Annotated in this window: 16 protein-coding genes; 9 read left to right on the plus strand and 7 right to left on the minus strand. The window is 51.4% G+C overall.

Translation table 11 applies throughout. From position 1 onward, the window contains the following. Nucleotides 1-3: 3 nt before the first annotated feature. The 9 genes from flgL to O1722_RS05825 all read left to right on the plus strand — a co-directional run bounded on the left by flgL (nt 4) and on the right by O1722_RS05825 (nt 9,129). Nucleotides 4-897 carry a flagellar hook-associated protein FlgL gene (gene flgL, locus O1722_RS05785; protein ID WP_017692833.1) on the plus strand — a complete coding sequence of 298 codons (894 nt, stop codon included), beginning with the start codon at nt 4-6 and terminating at the stop codon, nt 895-897. A 65-nt stretch (nt 898-962) separates the two neighbouring features. Then, a complete protein-coding gene (locus O1722_RS05790; RefSeq protein ID WP_032649212.1) occupies nt 963-2,591 on the plus strand; it encodes a methyl-accepting chemotaxis protein in 1,629 nt (542 codons plus the stop codon). Nucleotides 2,592-2,760: 169 nt separating this feature from the next. Then, entirely contained in the window at nt 2,761-3,489 is a 729-nt protein-coding gene (gene fliA, locus O1722_RS05795) for an RNA polymerase sigma factor FliA (RefSeq protein WP_026094273.1), read from the plus strand. Between the two features lie 356 nt (nt 3,490-3,845). After that, entirely contained in the window at nt 3,846-4,196 is a 351-nt protein-coding gene (gene flhD, locus O1722_RS05800; RefSeq protein ID WP_023295279.1) for a flagellar transcriptional regulator FlhD, read from the plus strand. A 1-nt stretch (nt 4,197) separates the two neighbouring features. Then, the gene (gene flhC / locus O1722_RS05805) at nt 4,198-4,770 is read left to right on the plus strand and encodes a flagellar transcriptional regulator FlhC (protein WP_015571589.1); all 573 of its coding nucleotides are present in this window, start codon (nt 4,198-4,200) and stop codon (nt 4,768-4,770) included. 85 nt (nt 4,771-4,855) lie between these two features. Further along, the gene (gene motA / locus O1722_RS05810) at nt 4,856-5,752 is read left to right on the plus strand and encodes a flagellar motor stator protein MotA (RefSeq protein WP_017692837.1); all 897 of its coding nucleotides are present in this window, start codon (nt 4,856-4,858) and stop codon (nt 5,750-5,752) included. After that, a complete protein-coding gene (gene motB, locus O1722_RS05815; protein WP_017692838.1) occupies nt 5,749-6,654 on the plus strand; it encodes a flagellar motor protein MotB in 906 nt (301 codons plus the stop codon). The genes motA and motB overlap by 4 nt, the downstream gene beginning before the upstream one ends. Continuing rightward, nucleotides 6,641-8,629 (plus strand): chemotaxis protein CheA, encoded by a 1,989-nt coding sequence (gene cheA, locus O1722_RS05820; RefSeq protein WP_033487531.1) that lies wholly within the window; start codon nt 6,641-6,643, stop codon nt 8,627-8,629. The genes motB and cheA overlap by 14 nt, the downstream gene beginning before the upstream one ends. Further along, the gene (locus O1722_RS05825; RefSeq protein ID WP_015571587.1) at nt 8,626-9,129 is read left to right on the plus strand and encodes a chemotaxis protein CheW; all 504 of its coding nucleotides are present in this window, start codon (nt 8,626-8,628) and stop codon (nt 9,127-9,129) included. Before cheA ends, O1722_RS05825 begins: the two co-directional genes overlap by 4 nt. Nucleotides 9,130-9,194: 65 nt before the next feature. On the opposite strand, the gene O1722_RS05830 is transcribed toward O1722_RS05825, so the two are convergent. The 7 genes from O1722_RS05830 to O1722_RS05860 all read right to left on the minus strand — a co-directional run bounded on the left by O1722_RS05830 (nt 9,195) and on the right by O1722_RS05860 (nt 16,705). Next, a complete protein-coding gene (locus tag O1722_RS05830) occupies nt 9,195-10,250 on the minus strand; it encodes an ABC transporter ATP-binding protein (RefSeq protein ID WP_015571586.1) in 1,056 nt (351 codons plus the stop codon). A 1-nt stretch (nt 10,251) separates the two neighbouring features. Then, a complete protein-coding gene (locus O1722_RS05835; protein WP_033487530.1) occupies nt 10,252-11,463 on the minus strand; it encodes an ADP-ribosylglycohydrolase family protein in 1,212 nt (403 codons plus the stop codon). Continuing rightward, the gene (locus O1722_RS05840) at nt 11,460-12,860 is read right to left on the minus strand and encodes an extracellular solute-binding protein (RefSeq protein WP_033487529.1); all 1,401 of its coding nucleotides are present in this window, start codon (nt 12,858-12,860) and stop codon (nt 11,460-11,462) included. The genes O1722_RS05835 and O1722_RS05840 overlap by 4 nt, the downstream gene beginning before the upstream one ends. Before the next feature lie 14 nt (nt 12,861-12,874). After that, nucleotides 12,875-13,774: a carbohydrate ABC transporter permease gene (locus O1722_RS05845; protein ID WP_017692842.1), complete on the minus strand. Its 900-nt coding sequence runs from the start codon at nt 13,772-13,774 to the stop codon at nt 12,875-12,877. After that, on the minus strand, nt 13,774-14,697 hold the full coding sequence (locus tag O1722_RS05850) for an ABC transporter permease (protein ID WP_223230137.1): 924 nt from the start codon (nt 14,695-14,697) through the stop codon (nt 13,774-13,776). Before O1722_RS05850 ends, O1722_RS05845 begins: the two co-directional genes overlap by 1 nt. Before the next feature lie 121 nt (nt 14,698-14,818). Beyond that, a complete protein-coding gene (gene rbsK, locus O1722_RS05855; protein ID WP_033487528.1) occupies nt 14,819-16,057 on the minus strand; it encodes a ribokinase in 1,239 nt (412 codons plus the stop codon). A 348-nt stretch (nt 16,058-16,405) separates the two neighbouring features. Then, nucleotides 16,406-16,705, minus strand: coding sequence for a contact-dependent growth inhibition system immunity protein (locus O1722_RS05860; RefSeq protein WP_033487527.1), 300 nt, complete (start codon nt 16,703-16,705; stop codon nt 16,406-16,408). Nucleotides 16,706-16,712: the final 7 nt, after the last annotated feature.

The raw sequence follows: 16,712 nt of genomic DNA on the forward strand, positions 1-16,712 counted from the left end.
CCGATGCGATTAAGTACGCTGTATATGTTTAAACAGAGCGCCGAGAGCATGTCAAAGCGCGTGAGTGATAATAATAATATTTATCTTCAACTCTCTGCTGGAAAATCGTTGCTGCGAGCCTCGGATGATCCAAAGTCCGCTACCGATGCGGTAAATTATCAGGACGCACTGGCGAAGCTTGAGCTTTACAGCAACGTACGTTCAACGGTGCGGAGTTCACTTGAGCATGAAGATAATATCCTGAACGGTGTGGGCAATTTGCTGACCACCACCCTCACCGAAAAAATCGTAGCGGCGAAAACGGAAAGCTACTCTGATGAAGATCGTCGGGCGCTGGGTGCAGAGATTAAAGGTATTCGCGGCAATCTGATGGATCTCGCGAATAATCGCGACGGGAGCGGGCGCTATATTTTTGGCGGATTTAAAAGCGATACGGCGCCGTTTGACGATGCGGGTAACTATGTCGGCGGTGATACCGCTCGTCGACAAACCGTTGCCGATGGTACGGATATGCAGACGGGCCACCTGGGCAGCGATGTTTTCGGGGATATATTCTCTGTTCTTGATAAAGCGGTAGAAGAACTTTCTCGCGATCCCATCGACCGTGATGCGCTGAATGCTGCGTTGAGCGCCGCCAGCGAAGCGGTTTCCGGCGGCATCGATCGTCTGGGTAAGGCGCAGGCGGAACTGGGGACCAACCTTCAGCAACTGGACGCGCTTGATATGAGTGGCGACGTCATGATCAACGACACCATAACCAAGGTTCAGACGGCCATTGGCGCTGACTATAGCACGATGACCTCGCTCATTATGGATTCTAAAATGTCAGAATTTGCGCTGAACGCATCCATGATGGTATTTCAGTCAATGCAAAAAATGAATTTATTTAATAAATAACATTATCTTTCCACCTTATTTATGAAAGTTTTAGCCGTATATTTATGTGCGGCTTATGAGGACCTATGTTAAATAAACTAAAAATCTATACCGTAATCAGCCTGATTATCGGCATGATCTCTTGCATGCTGTTTGGCGTTACGGCTTTTTCCGTTTATAACTCGGTGACGATTAATAAAAATTTTAAACGCGTTGTGGACGTTAATGACAGCAACGCCTATATGACTAACGCCGCATATAACATTAACTCGGTGGTGGCGAATACGAACGGGATGATGCTTCAGACGTCGCTGCATAAACCACTGTCGCCAGAGATGATCAAACACACCCACAACCTGCTGAAAGAGGCGCGCAAGGAGATGGATGCTTTCGCGCAGGTGAAATTCAACAGCCTGGCAGAGACAAGGGCTGCTGAGGAGCTTCGCGCCAAATTTGACCTGGTTTATAACACCGTCCAAACCAAGCTCGGCTATCTTGAGCGACCGGAAGGATACCCGGGCTCGATGAACGGTGATATGGAACTGCGTACCGAGCTGCGTCAAAAAATTGAGAAGTATTCAGAAATCTCATCTGACCGGGGGTACGAATATGTATCAGTAGCTGAAAGCAGCTACAAGATGATGATTTGGGTAAGCGTGGTGATGATGGCTATCGCGATTTGCGTATTGTTAGCCGTTCGTTACTGGTTGCGTATTGCGCTGGTGCGCCGGATGGAAACTACCGTTGAGATGCTTCAGCGCGTAGCGGCAGGCGATCTGAGTCATGCCATAGAGACTGGCGCTGATAACGAAATTGGCAAAATGCTCAGGGAGCTTGAGAAGATGCGTGTCTCCCTGACCAACACCATTACCGGTATCCGTGAAGGGGTAGTGAATATCCATTCTAACGCCCAGGAGATTGCTCAGGGCAACAGCGACCTTTCCTCCCGTACCGAAGAACAGGCTGCGGCCCTTCAGGAGACGGCTGCCAGCATGGAGCAAATTAAAACCACCGTACGCCAGAATGCGGATAACGCACATGCGGCGCGCAGTCTGGCAGAAGGGGCAAGCATGAATGCCCAAAATGGCGGCGAGGTGATGGTAAACCTGGAAGCTATCATGGCGCAGATTACCGAAAGCTCCCGTCAGATTGCTGATATTAACGGCGTCATCGACAGTATCGCCAATCAGACCAACATTCTGGCCTTGAACGCAGCGGTTGAAGCCGCTCGAGCGGGAGAGCAGGGGCGTGGCTTTGCGGTAGTTGCGGAAGAAGTGCGTAACCTCGCCAAGCGCAGCGCCGATGCAGCGAAAGAGATTAATCAGCTGATTAATACCAGCGTTAACAATATTGATACAGGTTCGCGCCAGGTAAGCCAGGCGAGCGGCGTCATGCAGGACATCGTGACTTCGGTTGCTGAGGTGACGCAGATTATGGGCGAAATCAGTTCGGCCTCTGACGAGCAAAGTGCGGGTATCAATCAGATTTCGCAGGCCGTGAACGAGATGGATCTGGTGACTCAGCAGAACGCGGCGATGGTGGAAGAAGCGGCCATGGCGGCAGGCAAACTGGAATCTCAGTCGGACGAGCTTGAGCAGCTTGTTGCCCAGTTTACCCTGCGAGATGAAAAAGTTGAAAAACGCCATACGCCCGCGCCGGAAAAAATGACGTTGCGTCACGTTGAAAATGATAATGCGCAGTGGGAAACGTTCTGACATCTGCGGAAAGAGAATAATTGGCGTCAATAGTGCCGCCAATTATTCCTGTCAGGCAGCGCGATGATTAAATTAACAGAATGCGCATTTTTATAAAAGCTTATCGCACTTTTTGATTATGTGGTTTCAACTGATAATTGAGAATGTGAAGATTAGGTGGAAGAAATGCGTGGACGGTATATACACAGCTGAAGGGCTGGAGAATAAAACGGCATTGTGGTCAAAATACCATTTTATCGTCAGGCAAGAAGCGCTGCGTTTGCATAAGAGACTGCCTGCCAATGTCGAATTAGACGATCTCATTCAGGCGGGCTCCATGGGTTTTTTGAGTGCCATTGATAGCTTTGACCCTAAAAAAGGGGTGGCCCTTAATGCCTGGATCTCACAGCGTGTGAAATGGGCATTAATGGATGAGCTTCGGGAAAGTGATTGGGTTCCACGGCGCGTGCGATCGCATTCGCGGGAAATTGTGTCACTTATTCAGCAGATCGAACAGGAAAAGGGGGGGGAAGCGACCGAAGCTGATATTGCTGAACGGATGGGCGTTTCGCTAAAGGAATTTCAGCAAATGCTGGCTGATAATAATAGCAGCCAGATGTACTCTATTGATGAGCTTCAGGAAAACTATTCTGACAGTTGGGAGAGTAATGACGGCGAAAATGCACAGCTTAATCCGTTAAATGAGGCCATTCAGGAAAACTTGATAGCCAACATTGCTGAGCATATCCGAATGATCCCCAAGCGTGAACAGCAGATATTGCAGTTTTATTATCAGCAGGATCTGAACATGAAAGAGATTGGATTAATTTTGGGCGTTACCGAAACGCGCGTTAGCCAGTTGCACAGTTTAGCGATAAAACGCTTACGAAGCAGAATGGATCGGTTAAGGAAAGAATAACATAGCGATAACATTAACAAGATTAACAATATTTCCTAAGTAAAGTTAATTACGTTGCGTGATAATTAAGAATGTTTAACAATGTGTATTTTTATAGGTAAATCATTTAGTTATGATAGTTTTCTGGTGCGCGTTGTTTTCTTAAAGCTTGCTAGGAAAATTCTTAATGAATATGATTTCGTCAGATTTGTGATGTAGCCATCCTTTGGCATTGAAAAGTTTTTCGATAATTTATTGAATCAGCTTGACTGAATTCAGCGATTATCAATGCCAAAAGACTCTCTGCATCGACCGGGTAAACATTTTGCCTTAACTATTTAGCCTTGTTTGTGGTTGAAAAACAGTGGGAGCTTTTTGTGTCCAATTTTGACGAGTATCTGCAAAACATTCACGATATTAATCTTTCTTATTTATTACTGGCGCAGCAGCTGATCAGACAGGACAAGTTTGCTGCCAGTTTTCGTCTCGGCTTATCCGAAGGCACGATTGATAATTTAAAAGAGTTGTCTTTACCACAGTTGATGAAACTGGCTGCGACCAATCAGTTGATTTGTCGTTTACGCGTCGATGACGAAGTGGTCATCGAAAATTTGACGAAAGATTCGCGTATTGAAGCTCTTCAGCAAATTCATACCGGCATCATTTTATCGACAAACTTACTTAATTCATTAAGCGAGTCCGATGCTGCTGTGACGGGAGAAGCATAAAATGTGCGAGAAAAGTTTATTGCAAGAAATTGAAGAGGTAAATATTGCCATGGGGTTAATTAACCTTGGGGCAAGAATGCAGGTTCTGGAATCTGAAACTTCTTTAAGTCGTCGGCGTTTACTGCGCTTGTATAAAGAGTTACGCGGCTGTCCGCCTCCAAAAGGGATGCTCCCTTTTTCTGAAGACTGGTTCATGTCATGGGAGCAGAATATTCACTCTTCCATGTTCTATAACATTTACCTTTATCTTCAGAAAACTGGGGGCGGGCGCCCTATTGAAATATTGATGAAAACCTACCGTCTTTATCTGGAGCAGTGTGGTTCTTGCTGCGACGATAAACCTGTCCTGGGGCTAACGCGTGCCTGGACATTATTACGCTTTATCGACTGCGGTATTATTTCCCGTAAGGCCTGTAGCGTTTGTTCCGGTGGTTTTGTGGTCACGACGGAATTCATCAAAAACCCGTTCACCTGTAGTTTGTGTAGCCCTCCTTCGCGGGCATTTAAGAAATCGCAGGTCAACCTCAGCGGAATCGCAGGCAATTATGCCACGCCGGAAATTATGACAGCCTGACGGATGTTCGATGGCAATGCACAGGATGGCGTTTTATTCGATGCCACGGCACTCGACATCGGTCAGCGAGTAAAAAGGAGAGAGTGTGTTAGTTATCTTTGGCTATCTTGTTGTTATTGCTACCGTATTTGGTGGGTTCGTACTGTCTGGTGGTAATCTGCTCGCGCTGTTCCAGCCTTTGGAATTGTTAATTATCGGCGGTGCCGGGGTCGGCGCTTTTATTGTTGGTAATAACATGAAATCCCTTAAGGCGACGGGTAAAGCTATCGTGAAGCTGTTCGTGGGGAAACGCTACAACAAAACGGTTTATATGGACCTGATGGCGCTTATGTTTTTGCTGCTGTCAAAAAGTCGTGTTCAGGGACTCATGTCACTTGAGAAAGACATTGAAGATCCGGCGGGCAGCGAAATTTTCAGCGCTTATCCTCGTCTGATGAGCGATCCGATGTTAAGCAACTTTATCCTCGATTACTTCCGCCTGATGATTGGCGGAAGTATGAACTCGCATGAAATCGAAGCGTTAATGGATGAGGAAATTGAAACCTGCGAAGAGGAGCTTGAGGTTCCGGCCCACAGTCTGAATACCGTCGGCGATGCCTTTCCGGCCTTTGGTATTGTGGCTGCCGTCATGGGGGTAGTGAACGCGCTCGGTGCCGCGGACCGACCCGCAGCCGAGCTCGGAATGTTGATTGGCCACGCGCTGGTGGGCACGTTCCTCGGAATTTTGATTGCCTACGGGTTTGTATTACCGCTCGCAACCCTGCTGCGTCAGATGAGTTCCGATCAGGTCAAAATCCTTCAGTGTATAAAAGTCACGCTGCTCTCCAGTCTAAACGGCTATGCGCCACAAATTGCCGTGGAGTTTGGCCGAAAAACCATTTTTACCAGCGAACGGCCTTCCTTTGAGGAGCTTGAAGAGCATGTGCGGGAAGTGAAATCCAGCGCCAGCCTTAAGTCTAAGTCTGCGGATGCCACGGCATGAAAAACGATTCCCCGATAATCATTTCGCGCAAGCGAAAGAAGAAAAAGCATGCTCATCACGGTGGTACGTGGAAAATCGCCTACGCCGATTTTATGACCGCGATGATGGCGTTCTTCCTGGTAATGTGGCTGATTTCTCAGTCCAGCACGGTGCAGCGGGAGATGATCGCCGATTACTTCCGCATGCCGCTTAAGCCATCTATGGCCAATGGCGACAAAACCAGCCTGAGCGACAGCATCATCCCCGGCGGCGGTGACGATCTGATGAAGCAGGACGGAGAAGTGGCGAATCATAAGCGGGTACAGAGCGAGCGGCAGCGCTGGATGGAGAGCCTGAAACAGGCCAGAGATAAATTGCAGCAGATGATCGAAACCGATCCCCGGCTCAATAACTTTAAATCCAACATTATGCTGCGTCTTACCAACGACGGTCTGCTCATTCAGATCACCGACAGCCAGGATCGCCCGATGTTTAGAGTAGGCAGCGAGCTGCCGGAATCCTATATGAACGGCATTTTGCAGGCGCTTGTGCCGCTGTTGCAGGAGTTGCCCAATAAAATCAGTCTCACCGGCCATACCGACTCGCTTCCCTATGCGGGCGGCACCTCCGGATACAGTAACTGGGAACTTTCTTCCGGACGCGCCAACGCCGCGCGCCGCGTGCTGGTTAAAGCAGGTCTTGACGATGAGCGTTTTCTTCGCGTGATCGGCACGGGAAGCCGTATGCCTTTAGAAAACAGTGATCCCTCAAGTCCGGCGAATCGCCGTATTAGCATTTTGGTATTAAGTAAAACCAAAGAACAGGATATCCGTCTGGAAGACACGCGCATGCATCGCCCAGAAAACGTCCTGAACAACACTACGCAGCAGGAGGTAAGGGGGTATAGCGATGGACATGAATGATTTCACCGAGATCTTTTTTACCGAAGCGGAAGAGCTGCTGGCCGAGATGGAGAAGCATTTGCTGGAGATTGATGCCGCATCGCCGAATCCTGAACAGGTAAATGCCATTTTTCGCGCAGCGCATTCTTTGAAAGGCGGGGCAGGGACTTTTGGCTTTAATGCCCTGCAAGAGACCACGCATCTACTTGAGAACCTGTTTGACCAGGTGCGAGCCGGAGAACGCTCGCTTAACCGAACGACCGTTAATCTATTTCTGGAATGTAAAGACATTATGCAAGCGCAACTGGAAGCCTATCAGTCTTCGCAGGAACCTGATGAAGCGAGTTATCGCTATATTTGTGAAGCCCTGCGCAAGATTGCTCTGGAAGACAAACATGCCCAGACGGCAGTCGAGTTGCAAGACAAAGCCGCGACGCAGCAGGGGGCAGCTGATGGTGAGCCTTTACTCTGCGTGACGTTGAAGAAAATTCCTGAAAGCGAGCGGGCAATGCTTCAGGAAGAGTTATCCCACATGGGAGAGATTGTCGCTACGCAGAAGGCTGATGATGGCATGGTGGTTCAGCTGCGCACGAGCGCCTCTGCCGATGATATCTCCGCGGTGCTGTGTTTTGTGCTTGAAGAGTCGCAAATACTTATCGAGCATGTCGTTCAACCAGCGTCGGTTGAAGTGACTTCTCCTGTTACGGACAAGGCTTCTGTAGTCGCGGACCATTCAGAACCGCCTTCACGACCTGCCGCGCCGGTGCCAGCCCGCAGTAATAGTCAGGAATCGGGCAGCATCCGCGTGGCGGTCAGTAAAGTCGATCAGATCATTAACCAGGTGGGTGAGCTCATCATCACCCAGGCGATGCTATCTCAGCTTTCCAAAAAACTTGATCCAGCGAGCTACGACATGCTCTCCAGCTGCGTGGCGCAAATGGAGCGTAATACACGCGAGCTTCAGTCATCAGTCATGTCGATTCGAATGATGCCAATGGATTATGTGTTTAGCCGCTTCCCGCGGCTGGTGCACGATCTGGGTTCTCGCCTGAACAAAGAGGTAGAGCTAACTCTTCGTGGCGGCTCGGCCGAGCTGGATAAGAGCCTGATCGAACGCATTATCGACCCACTGACTCATCTGGTGCGTAACAGTCTCGATCACGGCATTGAGCAGAAAGAAGAACGTGCCCGTAAGGGGAAGTCGGTAGTGGGCAATCTTATCCTCTCGGCGGAACATCATGGCGGCAATATCATCATTGAGGTGACTGATGATGGTGCCGGACTGAACCGGGAGAAAATCCTCGCGAAAGCCCGCTCCCAGGGAATGAATATCAGCGACACCCTCAGCGATGAGGACGTATGGATGCTGATTTTCGCCGCGGGATTTTCCACCGCAGAAAGCGTGACGGATGTTTCCGGGCGCGGCGTGGGTATGGACGTGGTCCGTCGTAACATTATGGCCATGGGCGGCCATGTCGAAGTCCTTTCAAAGCCGGGAGAAGGCACGACGATACGCATTATTCTGCCGCTGACGCTGGCAATCCTTGATGGCATGCTGGTGAAAGTTGGACAGGAGATCTATGTTCTGCCGCTCGGCGCGGTAATGGAATCGCTGAGGCCCGGCGAGGATATGCTCTGCCGCTTCGTCGGGGAGGAACGTCTGCTGCAAATTCGTGGCGAATATCTTCCGCTGGTGATGCTGCGTCAGCGCCTATCGGTGCCCGGCGAGACCGCACCTGAAGATGGCATTGTGGTGATCGTCCAAAGCGCTGGATGCCGCTACGCCCTGTGGGTCGATCAGCTCATTGGTCAGCAACAGGTTGTGGTAAAAAACCTCGAACAGAACTATCGCAAAGTACCGGGCGTTTCAGCCGCGACCATTCTCGGTGATGGCAGCGTTGCGCTAATCCTCGACGTGGTTGAACTGTCGACGATGAACGGACAAAAGGAAAACCATGTCAGGCCGACGTTCGGCAAGCAAGGAGTAACAGCATGACCCAAACAACGACAAAGCCTGCGGGCGCGGACGCCATTGCGCAGGAGTATCTGGTTTTTCGTCTCGGTAACGAAGAATATGGGATCGACATTCTGAAGGTACAAGAGATACGTGGATGCGATAGCGTTACTCGTATCCCGAACGCGCCAGGTTTTATCACCGGCGTGACCAACCTGCGCGGTGTGATAGTGCCAATAGTTGACCTTCGCGTGCGCTTCAGTCTTCCTGACGTTCAGCAGGATGACAGTACGGTAGTGATCATCCTTAACCTCAATAATCGCGTTGTAGGAATCGTGGTAGACGGTGTGGTTGACGTGCTGTCGATGGACATGGATCAGATTAAACCGACGCCGGACTTCGCGTCCATGCTATCAAGCCGCTATCTTCTTGGGCTTGGTGTGATGGAAAACAGAATGATCATCCTGGTCAATATCGAAATGCTGCTCAGCCGTGAAGAGATGGATATGGTGGATTCGATGCTGGAAACTAGCCTGGCCTAGCCTGATATATACCCACCGCCATTATAAAATCCCCCTGCGATTGCAGGAGGGATTGATTAAGCATTCTATGACCGCAGGCGCTTACCGGTCTGGGCATCAAACAAGAACATTTTTTCCGCGTCTACGGTGAGGAAGACCTTCTGACCCACGTTGATATCCAGCTTTTCATGGGACACCACGATCAGCTCCTGATCGTTGATACGCACCCGGATCTCCTGTCCTTCCCCGGTCATTTCTATCAGCACGATTTCCGCTGGCATCCCTGACTCGCCGAGCCGGATATAGTGCGGTCGGGTGGCGCAGATGATCTCCATCCCTTCAATATGTGAGCGGAGGGGGCAGGGGAAGCGGTAGCCGTTGTTGAGCACAATCTCGCCGTGCTGAATCACGCCTTTAAGGGTGTTAATTTCCGGCGTGCCGATAAAGCCCGCGACAAACAGGTTATCCGGGTTACGGTACAGCTCTTCCGGGGTGCCGACCTGCTCAATATGTCCGGCATTCAGCACCACAATCCTGTCCGCCATGGTCATCGCTTCCGTCTGATCGTGCGTCACGTAGATGGTGGTGCGACCCATCCGCTGGTGGATCTTACGAATTTCTCCGCGCATTTTATGGCGCAGTTTGGCGTCCAGGTTGGAGAGCGGTTCATCAAACAAAAAGGCCTTCGGGTCACGCACCAGCGCGCGTCCCATCGCCACGCGCTGACGCTGGCCGCCGGAAAGATCCCGCGGGAGGCGATCGAGCAGATGCGTCAGGCCGAGGATTTCCGCTGCCTCTTCCACGCGCGCCATCCGTTCCGCTTTTGAGACGCTGGCAAGCTTCAGGGCAAAACTCATGTTGTCCCGCACCTTCATGTGTGGATAGAGCGCATAGCTCTGGAACACCATGGCGATATCGCGTTTTTTGGCGGGCAGAGTGTTGACCACCTCGCCGTGCATCAGCAGTTCACCGGAGGTGATGTCTTCCAGACCCGCAATCATGCGCAGCAGGGTGGATTTCCCACACCCGGACGGGCCGACCAGCACAATAAATTCGCCTTCGTGAATGCTCAGCGAGATCCCTTTAATGATGCTGACGTTGCCGTAGGATTTACCGAGATTATTTAAAACGATTTGGCTCATGTTACTCTCCTCGCCCGGCGGTGTGGCCTGGCTGCAATAATGGCATGACGTGCTGGCGGTAAAGCGCCGCCGCAGCGAGATCCTGCTGGATAATGCTTTGTGCTGATTCGCTGAAGCGCAGCGCGGCCGTACGCAGATCCAGGCGGTTGGCGCTATCAATACCCGCCAGCACCTCAGGTTCGACAATGGCTTCCCCGTGCAGCGCGCCTAAAATCGCGCCGCTCATTACCCCGATAGAGTCGGTATCACGGCCTGAATTGATGGCGTCTTCCACCGCGCCGCGAAACTCGCCTTCGCGCAGCAGGCAGAAGGCCAGCGCCATCGGCAGTTCCTCAATCGACATCAGACGCGAGGGCTGGTAGGCCATGGTCGGGACGCCCGCTTTTTCCGGGCCGTGCATCAGGTCATCACCCATCGGTGAGAAGGGCAAAAGCGCATCGTGCAGGGCGTCAACGACCTGTTGATAATCCCATGCGGTTCCACGGTAGCGATGCGCGACCTCAAGCGTTGCCGCGATGGCCTGGCGGGTGCCGTCTTTAGCCAGTTTCAATGCGATGTTGGTGATAGCCTCAATGGTGATGCCAGGAATAAATGCCGCTGCAACGCAGGCGGCGAAGACCCCGGCGGCCTCCAGCCCATAGCTCTGCTGATGCCCCTGGGTGAAATTAATGGCTTCCTGGTAAGCTGCCTCAGGGTTGCAGGCATTAATAGCTCCGATGGGGGCGGCATACATGGCTGCGCCGCAGTTCACCATATTGCCCACGCCGCCCTGGCGCGGATCGCAGGCGGCCAGTTGCAGACGATGGAAGATCCATTTTTCCGGATAAAACAGGCGCTCAATAACCAGCGCTTCCCGATCCAGTTCCGGCACCCAGCGCGGTTCCCAGGCAATCTTCCGCACAAAAGACTCCCCCATATCCCACGCATCAACGTGACGGCCCAGCTCGCTGTAAACCTCCATCAGGCAGAGTGTCATCAGCGTATCGTCGGTGATGATACCGTTGCCGCGTACGCGGTTGTTGCGCCGTGCGGACGGCTCGTCCATCCGGTGCCAGCGCTGGTGGATGGAGGTGACGCGGCCATATTTCTCCGCGATTTGCCGGGCGGAGAGTTTCTCAACCGGTCCGCCTAAGGCATCACCGAACGCCACGCCATACAGCATGCCCAGAATGCGGGACGTGAACGATAAATCAGCGGCTTGAGTAACGGTCATTTTAATTTTTCCTCTGCATATTCGGTCATGGCGTTTCCACCTGCGGCTTTCCAGGCGCTGACATACTGATCCCACTGATCAAATGACGCTTTGCCAGAGACAAACTGGTACGCCCACTGGTTATAAATACTGCTGGTTGAGTCGATGGCGGCGGCAAACGACGCCGGGAAGATAAAGGCGTTATCCGCCGTAAAATAACGTTGTGAATTGTCGATATAGCGCAGCATCGCAGGCGTCCGCCACTCCACCGGCGGCTTCCAGTTGGCGGCCTGGATAAACCGCGGATACCAGGCATTAATTTTTGGCGTCACGTTTATCGTGTTGCCCTTACGAACGTAGTGCGTGTTCTCGAAGCCCATCTGCTCCATCATTTGCCCTTCCGGGCTTGCCAGAAAATCGAGCAGGATCATCACTTCCTTTTTATGTTTCGAGAGCGAGGACATGGCAAAGCCGCGCGTTTCCATGGAAACATCTGTCGCCGCCAGCCCTTTACCTGCCGGGCCTTCGGGTGGGTCGAGCAGGGTGAGGGTGGCGTCAGGATGGATCTGGCGCATCTTTTCCTGGTACACGCCGACGTTGCCCGGCGATGAGACGGATACCACGCCAACCTTGCCGGTATAAAACTCATCCTCTTTTAGCTCCCAGTTGGTGGTGATGTACTGGGAGGAGAGCAGTCCTTTCTGATACAGCGAATGGTAGAACTCCAGCTTGCTCCGCTCCTGCGGGCTTATCTGGGCGTTGATCAGCTTGCCCTGTTCGTCCTTGAGCCAGGTGGCGTGAATGCCAAACGCCGGGTTCATAAAACCGTCGAGATCGCGCAGGTCTTTCTCGGAGGTGATCCCCCAGCTATCCGTCTTACCGTCGCCGTTGTAGTCGCCGGCGTGGATCGCATTGAACAGCGTGACGTACTCCGCCAGCGTTTTGGGTGATGCGCTGAATCCGCTCTTCTGTAACCAGTCCTCACGGATCACCGGCTGGCGCGCGCGCAGGGGAAAGACATACAGCAGGGTCGGATGATTTTGCAGGCGAAGCTGGTTGTGCGGCCACAGCGCCTCTTTCAGATAGCGGGTTTGCGCAATCCACGGACGCCAGTCTTCAAGAATGCCCTGTTCGACCATCTTCTGGTCGCTGCCGTTGAAATAGATCAGATCAGGGATGGTGCCGGAGAGCAGCATCACGTTCAGCACGTCGGAGTAGCCGGAAGACGACAGGTTGACGATCTCAATGTGGATATCGTGTCCCTGGCGTGCCAGCGCCTGCTCGATTCGCTGAATATGCGCGACATCTTCGCGGTTGGTGGTCAGCAGATCTTTTTCCACAATCCGGATAGTGACCGGCTCGGCCCAGGCGGCCTGGCATAACAGCAGGCCGCAGGCGATTGCTGTGAATAATTTCATCGTCATCGCTCCTGTTAACCCTTCACCGCGCCGGACATGGTCCCTTTGGTGAAGAAGCGCAAAATAATCGGGTAGATGGCAATCAGCGGGGCGATGGTTAAGGTGATCATCCCGGCTTTCAGCGCCTTGATGCTGATCTGGCTGGCATCGGTGTAGTTCGACATGCTTTCGACGCCTACCATCGCCAGCTTATCGCCCTCGACGACAAACTGACGCAGCACCACCTGCAACGGCCATTTGTCCGGGTCGTTGAGGTACACCATGGCGCGGAAAAACTCGTTCCAGTGCAGCACCATGTAAAATAATGTGATCATGGCAATGGACGATTTGGCGACCGGCATAATGACGTACCACAGCGTCTGGAACGGGTTCGCGCCATCGAGTTCGGCGGCTTCCAGCAGCTCCTCCGGGATCTCTTCGAACAGGCGAACCAGAATAATCAGGTACCAGGCGAAGACCGCGCGATACAGGATGACGGACCAGTAGCTGTTCAGTAGCCCCAGCTTTTTCATCACCAGAAAATCGGGGATGATGCCCGGCTCAAAGACGATGGTGAACAGGACAAACATAAACAGCCAGCGGCGTCCCGGCAGGCGTTTTTGCGCCAGCGCCCAGGCCAGCAGCACGGTGAAAACTACGTTGATGATGGTGCCCACCACGGTAATCAGCATTGCATTGCCAAACCCGCGCAGCACGGCTTCGTTGGTCAGCAGCAGCTTCCAGACGTCCAGCGAAAAGCCCTGCGGAATAATTTCCAGGCCGCTCATGCCGGGCACGTTTGCCGGGCTGGAGAAGGATATCGCCACCAGGTTGAGGATCGGTTGTAGCGTCACGACAACCAGCAGCATCAGTACCGAGAGAATGAGCACGTATTCGATGCGCTCAAAAGGGGTGCTTCGTGATGAGATGCGCATTACCAGACTCCTTTACCCGTCAGGCGTTTTGAAACGTTATGTGCCAGCACGATAAGGACCATGCCGATCACGCCTTTGAATAACCCTGCGGCGGTCGCCAGCGAGAACTCCCCGGTGCGCAGGCCCATGCGGTAGACGTAGGTGTCGATGATGTCTATCTGACCGTTCACCACGTCGTTGGTCATGTTGAAGACCTGATCAAAACCCTGGCTCAGGAACAGCCCGACGTTGAGGATAAACAGTGTGGCGATAGTCGGGGTGATAGCGGGCAGGGTGATGTGCCAGATTTTGCGCCAGCGCCCGGCACCATCCATTTCCGCCGCTTCATACAGCTGTGGATCGATGGCGAGGATCGCCGCGATGTAAAGTAATGAGTCCCAGCCCGCGCTGCGCCACATTTCAGTGAACACCAGTACCCAGCGGATAGAGCCGCTGTCGGTCATAAAGGGGATCGGATCGTAGCCCATCGATTTAATGATGTCGTTAACCGCGCCATCAACCGGCGAGAGCGTGGCAATCGCGATACTGGCGATCACCACCCAGGAAAGATAATGCGGCAGATAAATCACCGACTGGACAAATTTACGGTAACCGGATGAGCGCACTTCATTGAGCAAGAGCGCCACGATAATGGGAACCGGAAAAATAAAAATCAGCTTCATTGCGCCGATAATCACGGTGTTCTGTATCACCTGCCAGAAAACAGGGGATGACATCAGCGTGGCAAAATACTGCATCCCGACCCAGATATTCGGCGGGATAATACGGTACTGCTCAAACGCAATTTTGGTTTCCCAAATGGGTAAATAGTGCCAGATAAAAAAATAGATAACTCCAGGCAGGGCCATCACGTAGAACGGCCACCACCGGCGTAACGTCTGGCGGCAACGTGCCATGCGGGATAGTGTTTGCTGGTGAGGCATGTTATTTACCTGCGGTATCGCGCCGCCGGGTTTAGATTCTGTCAGGGCTTTCATCGGACATACTCCCATTACTGAAATGGTTGTCGTGAATATAATCTGTGTTTGCAGAAATATGCGTGCGTTAAATTTTCTCGGTGAGAATTTTTTTATCGTTATATTGCGCGAGGCGGGTCAGGACATCTTTATATTCGGGCATATTTGATGCGCCTTCTTTTTCGACGGCCAAAGAGGCGAAAGCACAGGCAAATTTTGCTGCCTGAATAATGGATTCCCCTTTCGCCATCGCGGCGGCGAATGCGCCGTTGAAGGCATCGCCAGCACCGGTGGTATCCACACATACGGCTTTCAGCGCCGGGATATGAATAAATTGCTCACCGTCATAAATAAGCGCGCCTTTCGCTCCCATGGTGATGATGACGTGTCCTACCCCTTTCGCTTTAATGGCTCTGGCGGCTTCCTTCGCGCTGGCAAGGTCCACGATATGAATGCCGGACAGCAATGAGGCCTCAGTCTCGTTTGGGGTCAGAAAGTCCACGTTCTTCAGGCAGCTAACCACATCAGATGACCAGGGGGCAGGGTTCAAAACCACCTTAATCCCGTTACGGCGGGCAATTTCAATGGCCCGAAAGGTAGCGGGTAGATTATTTTCCAGCTGGGTTAAAAAAATATCTGCGTTTTTCACTTCAGGGGTAATCGCTTCAACTTCATCGGCTGTAATGGACCGATTGGCCCCAGGGCTGATGGCAATCATATTTTCACCATCACTTTGACAAACATAAATAAGCGCGGTGCCGGTTTTCTGATCTTTATCCTGATAAAGCGTGAAGCTGTCGATAGCAGAAGATGAAAGATGTTCAAAGGCCATCTGACTAAACTGATCGTTACCCACCTTACCGACAAAATGGGTTTTAACATTGCATTTGCTTACGGCCAGCGCCTGATTGGCGCCTTTGCCGCCGGGTCCAATAATGGTATTTTCGGAAAAAATAGATTCTCCGCTTTGCGGGAAACGATCGACATTAGCAATAATATCAACGTTGAATGAACCCAGAATACAGACTTTACCTTTCATCTTTCGCCCTTTATGTCGGGATTTGATCGTTTTTCTTGACTGCGCGGAGTCAAAAAAATGAATGATATTGCTATCTAAATTATTGACTGATTGGGTATGAAAAATACGGCGTTTGATAATTGCCCCACCGTGGCATCGCTCAATGCCGCCTTCCTGCGCTAATAAGTTCAGGTCGCTGCGAATCGTTTCCCTGGTGACGTTAAAAACTTTCGCAAGCTGATTCACCGTCGCCCGTTCGTACCTGTTAAGCCAGGTCAAAATTGCATAATGCCGTTCTTTATTGAGCATAAGGTCACCTCTGTAGTTATATTATTGTTTCCTTGTTGTTAATGTTTTGGTGTTGTTCACAGATCGTTCGACAAAACAAAAGGAAACGGAAATATATGAGGTATTAAATGTTTTATATCAATGGTTTACGTGCTTTATGGGAAGGGGGGAGAAAACGTACTTTTACAGTGTGGTGCTGTCAGGCCGGGACCGGTGAAGAAACCTGTTTTTTGAATGGATCACATCAAGAAAAAGGTTTTTCGCATTTAACTGTTCACTCTGTTCACCCTTAGCTATGTTTAGAAAGAAAAAGACCGGCTGTTGCCGATCTGAGGTCGGTTAAGTCGCTGCGGGTTTGTCTGCCTGTAGCTACTTCGAAGAAAGGGCAAGTTTGCGCACAGTCGTCAGGAAATTGAATGGGGTTGAATCCCACAACTCAGGTGAAAAATCAAATCCATACCGGCTTTTGAACTCCTCATCCAGCCTGTCTCCGTAAAGCACAAGGAAAGAATCGACCTCTTCGGCTAACTCTTTTAACATCCAGTCGGGAGCTGTTTTTTTATAGAGTTCAACAGTGCCTTCAATAGTATCCTCTCCCTCATTTATGAGGTCATGATCCTGATTGAAATAACCCTGAATCAGCTGATCAAGATGATAGAAACTTTGCATAATCCAC

The sequence above is a fragment of the Enterobacter cloacae complex sp. HYC003_NIDB genome, assembly GCF_056673375.1.